At 49.3% G+C, this 17,824-nt stretch carries 20 protein-coding genes; 4 read left to right on the top strand and 16 right to left on the bottom strand.

The window, feature by feature from the left end:
* Positions 1-85 precede the first annotated feature (85 nt).
* The 7 genes from EKM99_RS00510 to rpsB form a co-directional block, all read right to left on the bottom strand.
* The gene (locus tag EKM99_RS00510) at positions 86-874 is read right to left on the bottom strand and encodes a phosphatidate cytidylyltransferase (protein ID WP_125579825.1); all 789 of its coding nucleotides are present in this window, start codon (positions 872-874) and stop codon (positions 86-88) included.
* Positions 875-892: 18 nt separating this feature from the next.
* Complete coding sequence (locus tag EKM99_RS00505) at positions 893-1,684, bottom strand: isoprenyl transferase (protein ID WP_125579823.1); 792 nt, start codon at positions 1,682-1,684, stop codon at positions 893-895.
* 100 nt (positions 1,685-1,784) lie between these two features.
* Complete coding sequence (locus tag EKM99_RS00500) at positions 1,785-2,216, bottom strand: hypothetical protein (protein ID WP_125579821.1); 432 nt, start codon at positions 2,214-2,216, stop codon at positions 1,785-1,787.
* Positions 2,217-2,242: 26 nt separating this feature from the next.
* The gene (gene frr, locus EKM99_RS00495; protein WP_125579819.1) at positions 2,243-2,800 is read right to left on the bottom strand and encodes a ribosome recycling factor; all 558 of its coding nucleotides are present in this window, start codon (positions 2,798-2,800) and stop codon (positions 2,243-2,245) included.
* Positions 2,801-2,802: 2 nt separating this feature from the next.
* The gene (pyrH, locus tag EKM99_RS00490; protein ID WP_125579817.1) at positions 2,803-3,525 is read right to left on the bottom strand and encodes a UMP kinase; all 723 of its coding nucleotides are present in this window, start codon (positions 3,523-3,525) and stop codon (positions 2,803-2,805) included.
* 215 nt (positions 3,526-3,740) lie between these two features.
* Positions 3,741-4,625, bottom strand: a complete 885-nt coding sequence (gene tsf, locus EKM99_RS00485) for a translation elongation factor Ts (protein WP_125579815.1) — start codon at positions 4,623-4,625, stop codon at positions 3,741-3,743.
* A gap of 148 nt (positions 4,626-4,773) precedes the next feature.
* Complete coding sequence (gene rpsB / locus EKM99_RS00480) at positions 4,774-5,574, bottom strand: 30S ribosomal protein S2 (protein WP_125579813.1); 801 nt, start codon at positions 5,572-5,574, stop codon at positions 4,774-4,776.
* An 846-nt stretch (positions 5,575-6,420) separates the two neighbouring features.
* Between rpsB and EKM99_RS00475 the strand changes: the two genes are divergently transcribed.
* Complete coding sequence (locus tag EKM99_RS00475; RefSeq protein ID WP_125579811.1) at positions 6,421-7,143, top strand: HAD family hydrolase; 723 nt, start codon at positions 6,421-6,423, stop codon at positions 7,141-7,143.
* A 54-nt stretch (positions 7,144-7,197) separates the two neighbouring features.
* Here EKM99_RS00475 and EKM99_RS00470 read toward each other — a convergent pair whose 3' ends face one another.
* The 3 genes from EKM99_RS00470 to EKM99_RS00460 all read right to left on the bottom strand — a co-directional run bounded on the left by EKM99_RS00470 (position 7,198) and on the right by EKM99_RS00460 (position 9,276).
* Positions 7,198-8,193 carry a D-2-hydroxyacid dehydrogenase gene (locus EKM99_RS00470; protein ID WP_125579809.1) on the bottom strand — a complete coding sequence of 332 codons (996 nt, stop codon included), beginning with the start codon at positions 8,191-8,193 and terminating at the stop codon, positions 7,198-7,200.
* 77 nt (positions 8,194-8,270) lie between these two features.
* Positions 8,271-8,543, bottom strand: a complete 273-nt coding sequence (locus tag EKM99_RS00465) for a GIY-YIG nuclease family protein (protein WP_125579807.1) — start codon at positions 8,541-8,543, stop codon at positions 8,271-8,273.
* On the bottom strand, positions 8,530-9,276 hold the full coding sequence (locus EKM99_RS00460) for a tRNA1(Val) (adenine(37)-N6)-methyltransferase (RefSeq protein ID WP_125579805.1): 747 nt from the start codon (positions 9,274-9,276) through the stop codon (positions 8,530-8,532). The genes EKM99_RS00465 and EKM99_RS00460 overlap by 14 nt, the downstream gene beginning before the upstream one ends.
* Positions 9,277-9,434: 158 nt before the next feature.
* On the opposite strand from EKM99_RS00460, the gene EKM99_RS00455 reads away from it, so the two are divergent.
* Positions 9,435-10,070 (top strand): lysophospholipid acyltransferase family protein, encoded by a 636-nt coding sequence (locus tag EKM99_RS00455; protein WP_125579803.1) that lies wholly within the window; start codon positions 9,435-9,437, stop codon positions 10,068-10,070.
* A 66-nt stretch (positions 10,071-10,136) separates the two neighbouring features.
* Here the strand turns inward: EKM99_RS00455 and EKM99_RS00450 are convergent, their stop codons facing one another.
* From EKM99_RS00450 to EKM99_RS00435, 4 genes are all read right to left on the bottom strand, one after another.
* Positions 10,137-11,930 carry an ABC transporter ATP-binding protein gene (locus EKM99_RS00450; RefSeq protein ID WP_125579801.1) on the bottom strand — a complete coding sequence of 598 codons (1,794 nt, stop codon included), beginning with the start codon at positions 11,928-11,930 and terminating at the stop codon, positions 10,137-10,139.
* Entirely contained in the window at positions 11,920-13,680 is a 1,761-nt protein-coding gene (locus EKM99_RS00445; protein WP_125579799.1) for an ABC transporter ATP-binding protein, read from the bottom strand. Before EKM99_RS00445 ends, EKM99_RS00450 begins: the two co-directional genes overlap by 11 nt.
* A gap of 137 nt (positions 13,681-13,817) precedes the next feature.
* Positions 13,818-14,042, bottom strand: a complete 225-nt coding sequence (locus EKM99_RS00440) for a YneF family protein (RefSeq protein WP_125579797.1) — start codon at positions 14,040-14,042, stop codon at positions 13,818-13,820.
* Between the two features lie 99 nt (positions 14,043-14,141).
* Entirely contained in the window at positions 14,142-14,390 is a 249-nt protein-coding gene (locus EKM99_RS00435) for a DUF896 domain-containing protein (protein ID WP_164511465.1), read from the bottom strand.
* Between the two features lie 186 nt (positions 14,391-14,576).
* Between EKM99_RS00435 and lexA the strand changes: the two genes are divergently transcribed.
* The gene (gene lexA / locus EKM99_RS00430) at positions 14,577-15,206 is read left to right on the top strand and encodes a transcriptional repressor LexA (RefSeq protein ID WP_125579795.1); all 630 of its coding nucleotides are present in this window, start codon (positions 14,577-14,579) and stop codon (positions 15,204-15,206) included.
* Positions 15,207-15,279: 73 nt separating this feature from the next.
* Here lexA and EKM99_RS00425 read toward each other — a convergent pair whose 3' ends face one another.
* Complete coding sequence (locus EKM99_RS00425) at positions 15,280-15,720, bottom strand: nucleoside 2-deoxyribosyltransferase (RefSeq protein WP_125579793.1); 441 nt, start codon at positions 15,718-15,720, stop codon at positions 15,280-15,282.
* A 279-nt stretch (positions 15,721-15,999) separates the two neighbouring features.
* Here EKM99_RS00425 and EKM99_RS00420 point away from each other — a divergent pair, with 279 nt between their 5' ends.
* Entirely contained in the window at positions 16,000-16,587 is a 588-nt protein-coding gene (locus EKM99_RS00420) for a toprim domain-containing protein (RefSeq protein WP_125579791.1), read from the top strand.
* 57 nt (positions 16,588-16,644) lie between these two features.
* Here the strand turns inward: EKM99_RS00420 and EKM99_RS00415 are convergent, their stop codons facing one another.
* Positions 16,645-17,814, bottom strand: a complete 1,170-nt coding sequence (locus tag EKM99_RS00415) for a hydroxymethylglutaryl-CoA synthase (RefSeq protein ID WP_125579952.1) — start codon at positions 17,812-17,814, stop codon at positions 16,645-16,647.
* Between the last annotated feature and the right edge of the window lie 10 nt (positions 17,815-17,824).

Genomic DNA, 17,824 nt, shown 5'->3' with positions numbered 1-17,824 from the left:
CTTCTTCAGTCAAGAGTAGCTTCGTTTTTTATCTGCTCCTTAGCATACCCTAAGGACCCTAGGGGGCGCAAGCGAACAGCTAAGTCTAAATCAATCCGAACAAGTGGATGACTGGCAGAACTAACAGTAAACTATCAAACCGGTCCAAGATACCACCGTGACCGGGTAAAATTTTACCGGAATCCTTCACGCCGTAGTAACGTTTCAAAGCGGATTCAACAAGATCACCAAATTGGCCAACGACGGAGAAAATCAGCGTCAACAGAATCATAATGCCTAGGCTGAAATGACCGATTGGGTAGAAGTACCAGAAAACACTCCCCACGATAGTGGCCACTAGTGAGCCCCCGATGGACCCTTCCCAGGTCTTATTGGGACTAATGTGAGGGGCCAATTTATTTCTGCCCAGCTTACGGCCAATCATGTAGGCACCGGAGTCAGTTGTCCAGACAATGAACAGCGCGTATAGCAACGCGACAAGCCCAACGCCCCGTGCTTCGATGAAGAAGTGAAAGCCAATACCAATGTAGAGCATGCTCAGCGTAATCACACTGGCGTCATCAAAGGAAAAGCGGTTCTTGGAAACCACCGTCCGAATCAATAATAACAGGACGAATAAATAGACGATGTACCAAGGATTGAGATAGCTCGGTAACCAATCCCACCAGCTGCTGGGCGCAATCACCGCAATGATTCCAATACCTGAAATCCAGGCTTCAGGACTCACCAGCAGTTTTTTGCGCATAATCAATACTTCTGACAACGCGACCACCCCTAAGGCAATCGCCGCGATGTCGACCCAGATTCCCCCCGCAATAATGATGGGGATAAATATAATTAAGGCGATAACCGCCGTAATAACCCGTTGTCTCATTCTAAAAGCTCCTCAATTTTATTTAGTTGTCGGCTCTGGTGCAAGTCCACCATATCGCCGGTGTCGCTGCTGATACTCATAAATAGCCTCTTCAAGCGCCGTTTGATCGAAGTCCGGCCAATGTTGTTGGGTGAAGACAAACTCGCTGTAGGCCACCTGCCAGAGCATGAAATTGGATAGTCGTTCCTCACCACTGGTCCGAATCAACAGGTCTGGATCACGTAACTCACCCAGATCCTGTGTCATCAACTGCTGATCAATCGCAGCGTCATCAATTTCATCGGGGGTGAGCGTACCAGCCTGAACCTGTTGGGCTAATTTCTGAACGGCCGTCACGATTTCCGCACGACCGCCATAGTTTAAGGCAAAGTTCAACACCATCCCGGTACAATCAGCCGTATCCGCAATGGCATCTCTAACGGCCTTTTGGGTTGCGGCGGGTAATTGATCCGTATACCCCATCACTTTGACACGAATATTATTCTTAATCAAATCGGGGACAAAGGTTCCGAAAAAATCGACTGGTAGCTTCATCAGATAGTTCACTTCCGCGGTCGGCCGTTTCCAGTTTTCCGTAGAAAATGCGTAAAGGGTCAACACTTTAACGCCGAGATGACTCGCGGCCTTCGCCACGGTCTTCACGGTATTCATGCCTTGCTTATGGCCGGCAATCCGTGGCAAATGACGTTGTTGTGCCCAGCGGCCATTGCCATCCATGATGATGGCAATGTGGGCCGGAATATTTTGTTCGTCTAATTGCCGTTCTGCCACTTCACCGGTGACTTGATCTTTTTTTGAAAATGAAAACACGGCGCACCTCCATTGGTCTTACAACCTCTCATCATAACAAAAAAGAGACCGGGAAACTATCCCGGCCCCCAAATTGAGCGAAAACTTTAGTTTTGACCGGCTACTCAATTAACCGCCATTCGCCACGCTTAGCATCGGCTAAGGTCCCGAAATAGCTCAATAACTTGTTGGCGTCATCGGCGCTAACTTGTCCGAGAAGGTTCAAGCCTTCCCCAGTTGGTAGTGGGTCAGACAGGTCCGTAATTTCGTTGCCATTTTCGATGGTTGCCTTTGAAAAGGCCACAATCCAGTCATCCCCAATTAATTGGGTAACCACAAAGAACAGGTTGAAGTCATCACTAACAAAAGCGGGTTGGGCGTATACACCATCCTGGATTTGTTCCAGTTCTGCACCGTTGTAGTTTAAGATTGACAAGTTTTCCGCGTTAACATCATTGTTTAACCGGAAGACCATCTTGCCAAATTGTTCTGAACCTGGGGTAATTTCAATGTTTTCTGAGTCTTCTTGGTTATTTTGCTTATCTTCTGCCATTATTAAAGCGCTCCTTCATATCGATATTAGTCGGTAAGTACTTCTTTTTCTTTGTCAGCCGCAATTGCGTCGACACCCTTGATTGCCTTGTCCGTGACCTTTTGAACTTGGTCTTCCAGATTGTGCAAATCGTCGTCGGTGTAGTCGCCATTCTTGTGGCCCTTCTTGATGCCGTCCATGGCGTCGCGCCGGACGTTCCGGACAGCCACTTTGCCTTCTTCGGCTTTGGCTTTAACTTGCTTGGCGATTTCTTTCCGCCGTTCCTCAGTCAATTGTGGAATCACTAAACGAATAGCGGTCCCGTCGTTGGCTGGTGTGATTCCGACGTCGGATTCCATGATACCCTTTTCGATGTCTTCCAAGGCAGACTTGTCGTAAGGCGTCACCATTAAGATCCGTGGTTCTGGAATGGTGATGGCGGCCACTTGGTTCAGTGGTGTTGACGCGCCGTAATAGTCAACCATGACCCGGTTCAAGATGCTGGCGTTCGCCCGGCCGGCACGAATTGAACCCAATTCACGCTTCAGGGCGTCTTCTGCCTTGTTCATTTTTGATTCTGCTGTTTTGATAATCTGATCAGCCATAATTATTTTCCCCTAACTGTCGTTCCGATATTCTCGCCCTCAACGACCTTGCGGATGTTCCCCGCCTGGTTCAAATTAAAGACGACAAACGGAATGTCATTGTCCATTGAAAGTGAGCTAGCCGTCGTATCCATGACGTTCAAGCCCTTGTTGATAATATCCAGTTGCGTTAATTGGTCAAACTTGACGGCATTAGGATCCTTGTTGGGATCCGCAGAGTAGATGCCATCAACACCATTCTTCGCCATCAAGATAGCGTCAGCGTTGATTTCAGCTGCTCGTAAGGCTGCCGTGGTGTCCGTGGAGAAGTAAGGCGAACCCGTGCCACCAGCGAAGATGACGACCCGTTCCTTTTCCAAGTGACGAATCGCCTTCCGCCGGATGTAAGGTTCAGCAATCTGGCGCATCTCGATCGACGTTTGAACCCGGGTTGGAACCCCAATGGATTCCAAGTTGTCCTGAAGGGCCAACGCGTTCATGATGGTGGCCAACATGCCGATGTAATCGGCTTGCGCACGTTCCATGCCCATTTGCTCGCCAGAAACACCGCGCCACATGTTACCGCCACCAACCACAATAGCGATTTGAATACCCAAGTTATAAACACTCTTGACCTCTTCCGCTACGGTTTTAATTACTGGCGGATTGATACCAAATCCCTTGTCGCCGGCCAAAGCCTCGCCACTGAGCTTCAGCATAATCCGTTTATACTTTACGTCCGCCATTGTGTTTCCTCCTATTGTATTCTGACAATAATTCTATCATAAACGCGCGGTGAGTGATAGTCAGGGGGTACGAAATCCCACTTTTCCTGCAAATTCCTTACAAATTTTGCGTTATTTCCCGGAAAGACCGTGCTAAACTCACAATTACCTTCTGCCACCCGCGCGCAACAAAAAAGCGTAGGCTCCAATCGGAACCGACGCTTTCTTTGGCTAGATTAGCCGTTGATTTGGTCTTGCACTTCTTTGGCCAGGTCAACAGTTGGCTTTTCGATACCTTCACCAACTTCGTAACGGACAAAGGTAACCAACTTGCCACCCTTGCTGGCAACGAATTGGCTGACGGTTTGGTCGCCATCTTTAACGAATGGTTGGTCAGCTAAACTGATTTCTGACAAGAACTTGTGGAGACGGCCTTCAACCATCTTTTCAACAATCTTTTCAGGTTTGCCTTCGTTTAAGGCTTCTTGCTTCAAGACTTCGCGTTCGTGAGCCAAACGGTCAGCAGGAATGTCATCGCGAGAAACGAATTCTGGGTTGATGGCAGCAACGTGCATCGCAACGTCCTTAGCCGTAGCTTCGTCAGCGCCTTCTAAGACAACCAATGCGGCGATTTGGCCACCTTGGTGCAAGTAGGAACCGAAGACTTGGCTATCCGTCTTCTTTTCGATAGCAAAACGACGTAATTGGACGTTTTCACTGGTAACTTGCGTGGTCTTAACGATTTCTTCGTTGATCGTTGAACCCGTTTCAGTTGGTAATGCCAAAGCAGCATCCAAGTCGGCTGGTTGCTTAGCAGCAATCGTGTCGGCAACTAAGTCAACTAAACCGTTGAACGTGTCGTTGGTCGCTACGAAGTCAGTTTCTGAGTTCACTTCGATGATGGCAGCGGTGTTCCCACTAACCTTCACCCGTGCTAAACCGTTAGCAGCAATGTTGCCGCTCTTCTTCTTAGCCTTTGCGATCCCTTTTTCACGTAAGAAGTCGATGGCTTTGTCCATGTCGCCTTCAGAAGCAACAAGGGCCTTCTTAGCATCCATCATCCCAACTTGGGTTTTGTCTCGTAATTCTTTAACTTGTGCTGCAGTGATTTTACTTGCCATGTGTAATGGCCTCCTTTTATCAATTCATCTAAGACACCAAAAAAGACTGACTCAATCTCAGGCCATTATCGGTCCTAAACATTAAGCCAGCCTAAGGTGCTTTAAATCATATTTGGAAAGTTGCAGTTGCCCGCAACCTTGCATTTAATTACTTGTTGTCGCCTTCGACAGCGTTAACGATGCTTTCCATTGAGTTGTCGGTCTTCTTGTCGCCCTTAGCGGCTTCGGACTTCTTACCTTCAAAGGTCTTTTCGTCAACTTGGTCTTCACCCTGACGGCCTTCAACAATGGCATCAGCCATCTTAGAAGTGATCAGACGAACGGCACGGATAGCGTCATCGTTAGATGGGATAACCACGTCAATTTCGTCTGGGTCAGTGTTCGTATCAACCATGGCAACGATCGGAATGTTCAACTTTTGTGCTTCGTGAACAGCGATTTGTTCCTTGCGAGGGTCAACGATGAACATAACGTCAGGCAATTTAGGCATGTCTTCGATACCGCCTAAGAAACGTTCCAGCTTGTCTTGAGACTTCTTAAGTAAGGAAACTTCCTTCTTAGGAAGAACATCAAAAGTACCGTCAGTAGCCATCTTCTTCAAAGACTTCAGACGCTTGATCCGAGTTTGGATCGTTTCCCAGTTGGTCAAAGTCCCACCTAACCAACGGTGGTTAACGTAGTATTGACCGGCACGGGTAGCTTCTTCTTCGATAGAATCTTGCGCTTGCTTCTTAGTCCCAACAAACAGAACAACGGCGCCCTTAGCAGCTTCGTCCTTCATGTAGTTGTAAGCAGCGTCGATCAACTTCACCGTCTTTTGTAAGTCGATGATGTAGATACCGTTACGTTCCGTGAAGATGTATTGCTTCATCTTAGGGTTCCAACGACGGGTTTGGTGACCAAAGTGGACACCGGCTTCGAGCAGTTGTTTCATTGAAATAACAGCCATGATAAAATGCCTCCAAATAGTTTTTGATTTCCTCCCCCAACGCTCATTTGACCGAAGAACTCGCAAGCGAGCACCCCTCCGGTCATCACGCGGGGTGTGAATTGGCGCATACGCACCGAAAGTAATTATACAAAATTCACCGGCCAAACACAAGCAGAAATTTGCTTGCTGCCAATTTAATTGGTTCTAAGTGCGAAAGGTTGTAAGTCCAAAAGAACCTGGAACGGCTAGCTAACAAGGATTCAATCCACAAAATCAGTCGGAAATTGCCACCTGCGGCTGCCAGAGATTCCGTCTGCTGTGGGGACCGCCTGCGGCCTGTGGTACGGTCCTCCGGCTCGGTTTGAAGCCTGTCCAGAACCGACAGTCTCCAAACGCGTCCCACGACGTAACCTGAGAAAATCGCTCAGCTAACGTCGTGGACACAGTTGCCTCCACCTCTGGCCTCCTCCGGTTAAGATTGATTTTTAACCATGATATTGCTATACGAATCGCTGGATTGACGGCGTACGTCCGCGATAATTGGCTACAGTCTATGTAGGCGTGAGTGAGCCAAATTTAGGCTCAGCCGTGGGATTTTCCATGTGGGCTTCTTGGAAAATGGCGACTTTGAAACGCGGATTCGGCGGTTCAAAACGAGCAGGTAGACCACTTCTCAGGCTACCCGGTCCTCCCCACAGCGTTCCGGCCTAAATTTGGCGAACGGTAAGCCGGCAGGTATAGACAATGTTGCCGATCAATATCCGACGCTACTACCCCACCCAATTGCCACGAAGCTTTCGCTAAAATTGGCATTTTTTAGCAAGTATGATAAACTACCAAGGAACTAAATGAGGAGGAAACGAAATGATAAAAGCGGTCGTCTTCGATGTCGATGACACGCTCTATGACCAAAAGGCTCCCTTCGTGGCCGCCTTAGCACCACTAGTAGCCACTTCAGTCTCCTTCGATTCCACCCAGGCATTTCAAGACTACCGTTGTCAAAGTGCCCATGCTTACGACCAAGTTGCCAGTGGCCGCTGGTCGCATGAAGAAATGGCTGTGAATCGTTTGAACGCCACGCTGCAAAAGCAGGGCCTGACCCCCGTGTCTGGCAACGCCGCTCTAAATTTTGAGCAGACCTACGCGGCGGGACTTCAAAAAATCAAGTTGTTTCCTGGACTGGAAACAGCTTTAGACCAACTCAAGCAACAATTTAAATTGGGGATTATTACCAATGGTAAAACGCAACACCAACTGGCAAAAGTCATGCAGTTACAGATGCATCGCTGGGTTGATCGGGATAACATCATCACCTCTGAAGAAGCGGGCTTGGCCAAGCCGGATCCGCAAATTTTTACGTTGATGAATCATCGCCTCAACCTGCGTGCCACCGAAGTCGCCTACGTGGGTGATCGTTACGATATGGACGTCAAGGGCGCCAAGCAAGCCGGTTGGCACGCCTTCTGGTTCAACCATCGAAACGCCACCATGACCGAGGGTGGCAACTGGATCCCCGATCAAACGGTCGGCGATTCGATGGAGCTACAAGATCTCCTGTTAGCTTTATCCGCAGTCCCAGAAATGTAAATAGGGTCAAAACAAAAGCCACTCACAGCGAGTGGCTTTTGTTTTAGGGTGGTTTTAGAAGGCAACTTCGTTTTCTGCCTTGCCCGTTTCAATTAATTGTTTGTTGTTGTTCAAAGCAAATTGGACCATGTTCTTGACGGCCGTCTTGGTGTAGAACGCGATGTGTGGTGTGACCAAAACATTTTCACGCTTCATCAAGTTCTTCAAGCGTTCGTCGGGAATGGCATCAAAGCTACCAAAGTCCGTATTGAAAATACCAACTTCGTCTTCGTAGACGTCCAGCGCAGCACCCGCAACTTTGCCACTGTCGAGTGCCCGAATCAACGCATCCGTATCAATCAGAGCTCCCCGGGCTGGGTTCAAGATCCAAACGCCATCCTTCATCTTGCCAAAGGCCTCGTCGTTCAACATCTTATCATTGTCCTTCGTGGCCGGCGCATGGAGAGAAATCACGTCTGCTTGGGCGTATAACTCATCCATGGTATCCACGTAGATGCCTTGCTTTTCCAACTCTGGATTGTGAAAGACATCGTAGGCGATTACCTTGGCACCAAAGCCTTGGTAAATCTTCATCGCAGCGCGGCCAATCCGACCGGTTGCCACGATGCCGACAGTCATGCTGTTGAGTTCATCCGCAATATCTGGCGCCCAGGTCAGGTCACCCTTGGCTTGCTTACGGTCGAAGGTTGGTGTCCGTCGTAACAGCCGCATCAATTGGGTCACCGTCAATTCAGCGATTGCTTCTGGAGAATAAGCCGGCACGTTGGTGACTTTGAAACCGTTGCGTTTAACGGCATCGGCATCAACGTTGTCGACCCCCACGTTTCGTAATGACAGATTGGTAATCCCATTAGCAGCTAATTTATCTAAAACAGCCGCCGTATATGGCTTTTGTTGGTAGACCACTGCCCCGTCATAGCCCTTAGCGAGATCAACCGTCTTTTCATCCAGTAGGTCTCCGACTGCCTTGACTTCAATCCCTTGGTCCTTGGACCATTGTTCTAAGTAAGGTTGTTCATCGTCGCGAATGCCATAAGCAATAATTTTCACAGTAAGTTTCCTCCTCAAATTAATCTGATGCATTTTGAATCACAGGAATAGTGTAACACAGTCAACCAGTATTTGACTTATGAAACGCTTACACCGTGAGCAGCTAGGTAGTCGAGTTTCTTTTGACGGCTCTGGTGCTTAAAGGCCCATTCGGCGTGCAGGGCATCGTGTTTGCTGTTAAATTCTTCACTATAGAGCACCTTCAGCGGTCGGTGTACCTTGGTGTACTTGGCCCCCTTGCCCGCCAAATGCGTGGCAAATCGCTGGGCAACGTCGGTCGTAAAGCCGCCATAGAGGGAATTATCCGCACACAAGAGCACGTAAAAATAGTACAGTTTAGTGCTGGCCATAGAGTAACGCCTCCACTTCCGGCGTATACTTGCCCTGCGCATCGTAGACGGTCAGCGGCGCGGGGAAACGCAGGCCCCCGGGCTTGCCGTCTTTAATGGCCTCGACCAAAACCATGTTTGCTTCCTTGCCCGGCTTGGGATAAACTAGGCGGACGCGTTTGGGCGCTAACCGGTTGGAACGCATTAACCCCAACAGCTGCAGCAGGCGGTCCGGCCGGTGAACGAAATAGGCTTTCCCGTTCATCTTGAGCAGACCGCTAGTGGTTTCCACAATGGTCGCCAGGTTGGTCAGAATTTCGTGCCGGGCAATTGCCAGGTATTGGTTGGGATTCTTCTGACTAGCGGGCAAGTCTTCAAAGTACGGTGGGTTGCAGGTCACCACGTCCGCCGAGTCCTTAGAAATCCACTGATTGACGCTCACTAAGTCCCCTTCATAAACGGTCATCCGCTCTTCCAGATGATTTAAGACGATACTGCGACGGGCCATATCAGCTAACCGCGGCTGGATCTCAACTTCAGCTAATTTTCCGCGCGTCTTGCCACTCATAAATAAACCCACGGCACCATTGCCCGCACACAGATCGACCGTTTGGCTGGTCGCCCGCACCGGTAGATTGGCAAAGTCTGCCAGCAAGACCGCGTCCAACGAGAAGGCAAAGACCTCGGGGCTCTGAATAATTTGAATATCTTGACTATAGAGTTGATCGATTCGTTCATCGGGGTTAAGGGTCACCGTGAACGCCTCCTTTAAGTTTTTATCTACCTGAACAAAGGTCAAAAATTGAAGCGCACCCCATCATTTTCACGCGAATTTCACAAGATAACTTGCAACCCCCCGTGTTTTTTTGCATACTAGAAACAATTAGTTTCATCCTGAGAGGAGTGTCTCACATGTTTTATAAGTTCTTGCGTGGCGTCCTGTGTACGGTGTTGTACATCATTAACGGCCGCGCCCGTTACGTTCACCAGGCTGATTTGCCTGATGGACCTTACGTTTTGGTGGGGCCACACCGGACTTGGTTCGATCCCGTTTACTTCGCCATGGCCGCCTATCCGCGCAAATTTGCGTTTATGGCCAAAGAAGAATTGTTCCAAAACTCTATTTTCCGATGGTTGTTGAAACATGTCAACGGTTTTCCTGTAAATCGTGATCATCCAGGGCCTTCCGCCATTAAAACACCCGTTCGCATGCTGCGTCAAGGTGATTTATCTCTAATCATGTTCCCGTCAGGCTCCCGCCATTCGTCCGAACTCAAGGGCGGTGCGGCGGTGATTGCTAAAATGGCCGGTGTCCCCTTGGTTCCGGCGATTTACCAAGGTCCGTTAACCTTCAAACAATTATTTTCCCGTAAGCGCGTGACCGTGGCGTTTGGCGCACCAATCGTGATTGACCGGAAAATGAAACTGGACGAAGATGGCCAAGCTGTGATCGAGAAACAAATGCAAGCTGCTTTTGATAAGTTGGACAAAGAAATCGATCCTAACTTTCACTACGTTGACGTTTCTGCCGAAAAGAAAGCCAAATAAAAAATCTTGTGACGCTTCAAGGCCAATGGCCATGAGGTGTCGCAAGATTTTTTTATCTCGTCAGCATTATTCAACGTGAGCTGAATTTTGCAGTTGAATCATGTCGTAGTAATACCCTTCTTGTGCCATCAGCTCGTCGTTGGTGCCGCGTTCCACGACTTTTCCCTGGTTCAGAACCAAAATCAGGTCAGCGTTTTGAATCGTCGATAACCGGTGGGCAATCGCAATGGTGGTTCGATTCTCTTGAATCTTATCCAACCCATTTTGAATCATGGTTTCCGTTTCGGTATCCACGTTGGCCGTTGCTTCATCCAGGATTAAAATCTTGGGATCTGTGACCACGGTCCGGGCAAAGGTAATCAACTGGCGTTGGCCCGCTGAATACTCCGTTCCCCGTTCCAACACGGGCGTTGCGTAGCCCTCTGGCAGCTTGTCAATAAAGGCATCCGCCTGGACAAAGTGGGCTGCCCGTTCGACCTGTTCATCGGAAATATCTGGATTAAACATCCGGATGTTCGTTTGAATATCGCCGTAGAACAGCTGGGGTTCCTGTAGAACCAGCCCCATCTTGGCGCGTAACTCGGCCGCCGGATATTCCCGGATATCTCGACCGTCGATCAAGACCTGCCCGGACTGATACTCGTAGAACCGCATCAAGACGTTAATGGTCGAGGTCTTCCCAGAACCCGTTTGGCCCACCAAGGCCACGGTTTGCCCGGGTTCTACCACAAACGAGACGTCCCGTAAGACCGGATGCTCTTCGTCATAGGCGAAGGTCACGTGGCGAAATTCCACTTTTCCTTCGGTAATCTTGGCATCCGCTACCGGTTGTTGTTCCGGCGCTAACGTTTGATCATCCAGGATTCGGAGGACCCGTGACCCCGCAACCATCCCATTTTGAAAGTCACTCAGGTTATCCATCATGTTACTCATGGGACTGTAGAAGTTATTCAAGTAGGTAATGAACGCGTAAATAACCCCGGCGGCAACCACTTCATGTAGCCCGCGCATCCCGAAGATGCCCAAAACAATCACGGTTCCTAACGCGTAAAAAAGATTGATGATGGGGCTCAACAGTAAGGAGTTGGTCCGAATCATATCGCGCCGGGTGCCGTAGTAAGCCTTGTTCGTCTTCTCAAAGTTATCCGCCGTCCGCTTCTCTTGCCGGAACTCTTGAATCACGCTGATCCCGGTAATGGCTTCAGCTAATTTCGTGTTTAGTTCACTCAGGCGCTCCCGCATCCGACGGTAGACCCTTGAACTGAACCGTTGGTAATACCAAATCGTCAATCCCAGAAACGGGACCAGTAGCAGCGTCCACAACGCCACCTTGACGTCGGTCACGTACATGGCAATGAACGATGAGATGACCGCAAACAAGGCAAGCACTAACGTATTAAACAGTGCCCAGAAATTGGAAAACGTCATGGTGTCGTTCATCAGCCGAGAAAGGATGGAGCCACCCGGTGTCTGGTCGAAATAGCGCATCCCCTTGCCATGTAAATCATGGAAAAGTTTGCGACGCACATTTTCTAGCATGTACTCGGCACCCATGGTACTGGTGTAGTTTTGCCAAAATTGAAAGATGGCTTTGACGATCATGCCAAAGAGGTACAGCCCGGCAAACATCCACATGATGGCAATCGTTGCATTACTGGTTCGTAAATATTTATCCATATAAGTTTGTAACAACCAAGGCAGGAAGACGTTCACGGCACTGATTAACGCCGATAAGATCACGGAGCCAATGAAGAACCATTTGTATGGCGCAGCGAAGTGAAAGAGTCGCTTGATTACCGTCAGTTGTTCCTTGGACGACATACTGTGGGCCCAGGCTGATTCGTGTGTATTATCTGCCATCACTGACGCCTCCCTTCACTTGTGTTTCTAACTGTTGCTGGTCAAACATCCGTTGATACCACCCGTGAGCAGCCATGAGTTGGTCATGCGTGCCCCGTTCGGCAACCGCCCCATCCGCTAACACCAGAATCTCGTCAGCATTCATCACGGAACTCAGACGGTGGGCGGAGATAATCGTGGTCTTGTTGGCCCGTTCAGCCTTCAGTTTGGCCAAGATTTCGGCTTCCGTCTCGGCATCAACAGCTGATAACGCGTCATCCAAGATCAACAGTTCGGGGTTGATCAGCAACGCCCGCGCAATCGCTAACCGTTGCCGTTGCCCACCGGACAAGGAAATCCCTTCCTCGCCCACCTGGGTATCATACCCCGCCGGCAACTTAGCAATCTGACCGGCCAAGTCGCTCTTTAAAGCCGCGGCCTCAACTTGTTCTTGTGTTGCATCGGGCTGCGCAAACCGAATATTTTCAAAAATATTGGCTGAGAACAAGAAACTTTCTTGCGGCACGTAACCAATTGCTGGCAAATAACTGTCCAGCGCGTAGTCCTTGATTGGGTGACCGCCGAAATCAATTTCACCGGTATAGTTGTCAAACTCCCGCAAAATTAATTTCATAATCGTCGACTTCCCGGCACCCACACGACCCACGATACCCAACGTATGCCCTGCTGGCAGCTCAAAGGCAATCTGCTTCAGACTGGCACCCGCGTTATCCGGATAATCGAATTGGTCAACGTGATAGCTGATTGTTCCTTGTGGCCGTTCTTGCAGGCCATCCTTGCGATCGATGATGTGGGTCTTTTGATCCAACAGTTCCATGACCCGGTCGTAACTGGCATTGCCCCGTTCCATGGTGTTGAACAGCATCCCGACAGCGAACATCGGCCACACCATCATGGCCAGGTAACTGATAAACGAAACCAGATTCCCAATCGTGATGACGTTGTGCGTCACGAAGAGTCCGCCTAACACAATCGTCGCCACGTAGGAAATGGAAATGATCAACGTAATTGCCGGGTCAAACATGGAATCCAGCCGGTTCACCCGCCGATTAATCTCAATGGTTTGATCGACCTGCGAATCAAAGTCCGCCACGTCAGCATCGTCTTGACCCAGCGCCTTGATGACTTTGATACCACTGATACTTTCCTGAGCCTTGTTGTTCAGCCGGGAAAAGGCCGCCTGGGACTCACCAAATGCCCGGTGAATTTTCTGGCCCAAGTACCAAGACACGACCGCCAACAAAGGAAACGGAATGATGGCCAACAACGTCAACCGCCAGTCAATCAACAACATCATGGCAATCAAGGTCGTCCCACCGGTAATAATGGCATCGGCAAATTGCAAGATCCCACCACCGGCCACCCGTTGAATGGCTTCCAGGTCATTGGTCGCGTGGGCCATCAAATCCCCGGTCCGGTATTTCTGATAGAAAACCCGGTCCATCTTCATGAAGTGACCAAACAGTTGGTTCCGCAACAGTTGTTCCAACCGTGCAGCACCACCCCAAATGGCATTTCGCCAAACATAACGGGTTCCGTACTGCGCCAAAGCAGCGAACGTCACGAACAGTAAGTCAACGACCAACAAGTGGCCCGTCATGGTCTGTCCGTGAATGCCATCCACCATGTTCCCGATGATCCGTGGGGGAATAATGGCAATAATGGCCGTCAACAGGAGTCCAATGACCCCCGTCAGATACCGTCGCCATTCCAGACGAAAGTACCAGGATAATTTGCGAAAGATACTCACGAACATCCCTCCTTAAAAATTAGAATATGATTAAAATATAGCACAGACTTTATCATTTTACTGGAAATTTGACAAAATACAAAAAAAAAGACTCGCTCCCAGGAAAAAACTGGAAGCGAGTCTCAATAAAAGCCAAATTATTTTTTGCCGGCATTTTGTTGCATGGCGTTCATCATTTGATGAAGTTTCCGCTGTGAAGGCTTTTGCCCCATTTGTAACATCATTGCCCGTAATTGGTCTTCGTTAATTGGTGGATTGTCTTTCAGATAGTTTTCCATGTACTTTCGTGCGCCGAAAAAGCCACCCGCTGCGCAGGCCAGACCAACGACGATAACGATTAAGATCCAGATCCAAGTTGCCAAGTTAATTCCCCTCCTTTGTTGAAGTCATTCATTTAACAATTCTACACAAACTTAAGGGAAATTAAAAGAGCGAATCCCAAAAAGGACTCGCTTCTTCCCTTAATTGTCACGCAAGCCCTTGTCACGTTGAATCTGACGGACCTTTTCGGGTGTGACTTCTTTACCGTCCTTGTCGTAAACCTGTAGCATTTCGACTTGGCTCCGGAAGCTGGCCTTGAACAGTTTCAAGTACTTCTGCCGCAGGTCCGCCCGTTCCGTCTTCTCAGCTTCGGTTAGGCCCTCAGCCTTATTTTTATGTGCCAACTCGTTGATGCGAGCCAGCAAGGTGTCCATTGATGGTTCTGCCATGAACAGCCCTCCTTTAGTTAGTTAAATTAATGGGTTGTAACCCTGATTTTCAAGACAGGCTCCATCATATCAGGGTTAATTTCAAAATTCAACTCATTTACCCGAACATCTGTTTGAAATTGTTCGGTTGCTATGCTACACTTACACTAAACTATACTACGAATGACGAACGAGGTGGCAGAAAAAATGAGTAAAGCTTCTGAAAGCAAACAAATCGCCGTTCTCCGCTTCATTTGGGAACGGGTCAACGCAAAAGGGTATCCCCCAACTGTCCGTGAGATCGGAGAAGCGGTTGCCCTGTCTTCAACGTCCACGGTTCACGGTCACATCGCCCGCCTGGTCAAGAAGGGCATGTTGGTCAAAGACCCCACGAAGCCCCGGGCACTGGAAGTAACGCCCATTGGCTTGGAAGAATTAGGCGTGCACGAAGAACAAACCCGGATTCCCGTTCTGGGAACTGTAACTGCCGGTGAACCAATTCTGGCTGTACAAGAAGCAACAGACTACTTCCCCGTTCCCCCTGAATTTGAAAACGACGATGACGAACTCTTCATGTTGACGATTCGCGGCGAAAGTATGATTAACATTGGCATTCTCAATGGGGATCAAGTCATTGTGCGGCGGCAACAGTCCGCTGACAACGGCGATATCGTGATTGCCATGACAGAGGAAAACGAAGCCACTTGCAAACGGTTCTTTAAGGAGGCCGATCATTTCCGGTTGCAACCCGAAAATGACACCATGGCGCCCATCATCTTAAACCACGTCAGCATTTTAGGCAGAGTCGTTGGCCTCTTCCGGGACGACGTTCACTAAGACTGATAAACGTAAAATCACCCGTCACACAACAGTTCGTGTGCCGGGTGATTTTTTAGTTTCCAGACAAGTGTTAGATAACTTTACCTTGGTAATGGCTTTCCGGCAACGTTGAAAAATCATAAGCTGCCAGCGCTTCGGCTTCGCGTAAGTATGCGTGTAACCCTTCCGCAAGCATCAAATTTAAAATCGTTTCTTTTTCATGCAAAACCACCACTGGCTTCTTGCTGTGAAAGGCGTAACCAATTTCAAAGGCCGTGCCAGAGTCCACTTGGTCGTCAACAAAATCGACCAGTGCTACCACGACATCCGCCTGATCAATTTGGTGGACGTCCATTTGAAACGTTTGTGTCGCCCACTCAGCCGTTCCCATAACTAAGCCAGGAATCTCACTCAATCGGGGACTAAAGACGTTGGCTACCCGGGGATTGGCTGCTAATGCCTTCTCAGCGCGTTCAATCCGGGAAATTTGTTCGTCATCGAAGAAGGGGCCTGCTAAATAAACGTTTGTCACTTTAATCTCCTCATTTCTCTCTTGATTAATTCAATTATACCGGAAATGTTAACTTTTGGCGACTATTTTTAAATTAATATTCGGTTATAAACCATTTTTTAACTTATTTACACTAGTTCAGCTTCTTTTTCAACACGTTCACTTAATTTCTCACAATCTTTTCTAGGGTGTAAATACCAGCGTCAATCGCCGTTCGTTACAACATTTTAATGTGTGTTATTTTATTCTCTAATTAATTCATGCTATACTTACGTCAACTTAACATGCGGAGGGATCATCATGTTCTTAGGTATCGCTATTTTGGGGGTCATCTTCATTATCATCACCTCATTTTCTATCGTCAATGCACATCGGCGGCAAGAGCCCAAACGTGGGCCGATCATCGTCTTAGTCATCACGACGCTCGTCACAGTCGGCGCACTTACGCAACTGCCCTACTGGTCACAATCTAATAGTCAGGCAACCAGCGAGTCAGCCAAAAAGGCGTCCATCAGTTCGCAATCGGGCCAGGCCTTTTCAACCAGCTCGACCACTGCCAACACGCGGGCGGACAACGAAAAACAAGTGGAAAAGCAGTTAACCAAGTCGCTCAAAAAATTGGGAACCGTGAGCTTCGATCACGACACTAAGACCTACACGTTAACTATTACCAACGCGAGTCTGAAGAAAACAATCAAGGCTCTCAAGGCTGATCCCAGTCAGGCAAAAACGGCCAAGTGGCCCAGGTTTGCCAACAACTTTACCAAGACCAGTCAATCCTTAAAGAAGGCACTGGGCAAAGGTTACACGTTAGTCCTGCGGGTGGGAACGCAATCACCCGTACTGGTCTACAAGGATGGTTACCTCACCAAAAATCAATTTGAATAATTTGGCTAGCAAGAATGGCATCTCAATCGGTCTAATCACCCATTGAGATGCCATTTTTTAATGTTGGCGATATTGGCGCTGCTCGTGTTGCCGGCCAGCCAAATAATACGGTGCCGTGACGTTGCCCGTTGCCAAGTGAGCATCGCGGCCGTCGTTTGGTAGTTGTTCCTGATAAATCTGTTCATAATCGGTCACACTAACGGCGTGCCGCCCCGCTAGTTGTTGCGTCAGGAACGCGTCATCAAATCCACGGTCAAAGCCAGGTTGAACGACGCCACTGAAGAACTCGCCTTCCGCCCCTGACCCGTAACTGAAGAGGCCCAAACGTTCGCCCCCCCGCAGGTTTCCATGCCGTAGCAAGGACAACAAGCTGAGGTAGAGCGAACCCGTATACAGGTTACCAACTTCGCGGTTATCCGCCTGACTGGCTTCAAAGGCAGCTGTCAAGGACGCCTGTTGTTCCGGTGTGGCAGACGGTAAAATCTGGCGCAATCCCTTCCGCCCCATCTTAGTGAACGGCAAGTGGAAGACAAAGCCAGAGAAATCGGCAATTGTGCGGTTGGTCTGCGCCTGGTAATCGGTCCAAACACGGTTAAAGAAGTCGAGGTACACGTTGGTCGAATACTTCCCATCAACCAGGGCCTCTGTCCGGTAGGTTGGCCGCCAGAAATCCATGACATCAGCGGTATGGTAGCTGCTAACATCGTCCAGAGCTAAAATCTGAGGGTCGGCCGTCACTAGCATCGCCACGGCACCGCCACCCTGCGTGACCTCTCCGGCGGTTCGCAACCCATAACGCGCAATGTCAGCCCCAATGACCAACACTTTCGCATTGGGCCGTGCACGGACGAAATCAGCAGCCAACTGTAGACCCGCCGTCGCCCCGTAACAGGCTTGCTTCAATTCCACCGCTCGGGTGTCGCTGGGCAACTCTAGCAGATGAGCCAAGTACACGGCCGCTGCCTTGGAATTATCGATTCCCGACTCCGTTCCAAACAAGACCATCTTGATGTCAGCCTTGCTTTCCGGCGTTAAAATTTGTGCCGCCGCGTTGGCCGCCATGGTGACGACATCCTGCGTTGGCGGAATCACGGCCTGCTTAGACTGGCCAATGCCAATCACATACTTGTTGGGGTCTTCGCCTCTGGCATGCGCAAGGTCAACCATGTCCACGTAGAGCTCCGGGGTGTAAAAACCAATCTTATCGATACCTACCGCAACGGTCATCATCTGAGTC

Origin of the sequence: Levilactobacillus cerevisiae (genome assembly GCF_003946245.1) — a bacterium.
Lineage (GTDB): Bacteria > Bacillota > Bacilli > Lactobacillales > Lactobacillaceae > Levilactobacillus > Levilactobacillus cerevisiae.
Note: the sequence above shows the minus strand (reverse complement) of the source record. Positions and strands in the feature narration are given on the sequence as shown.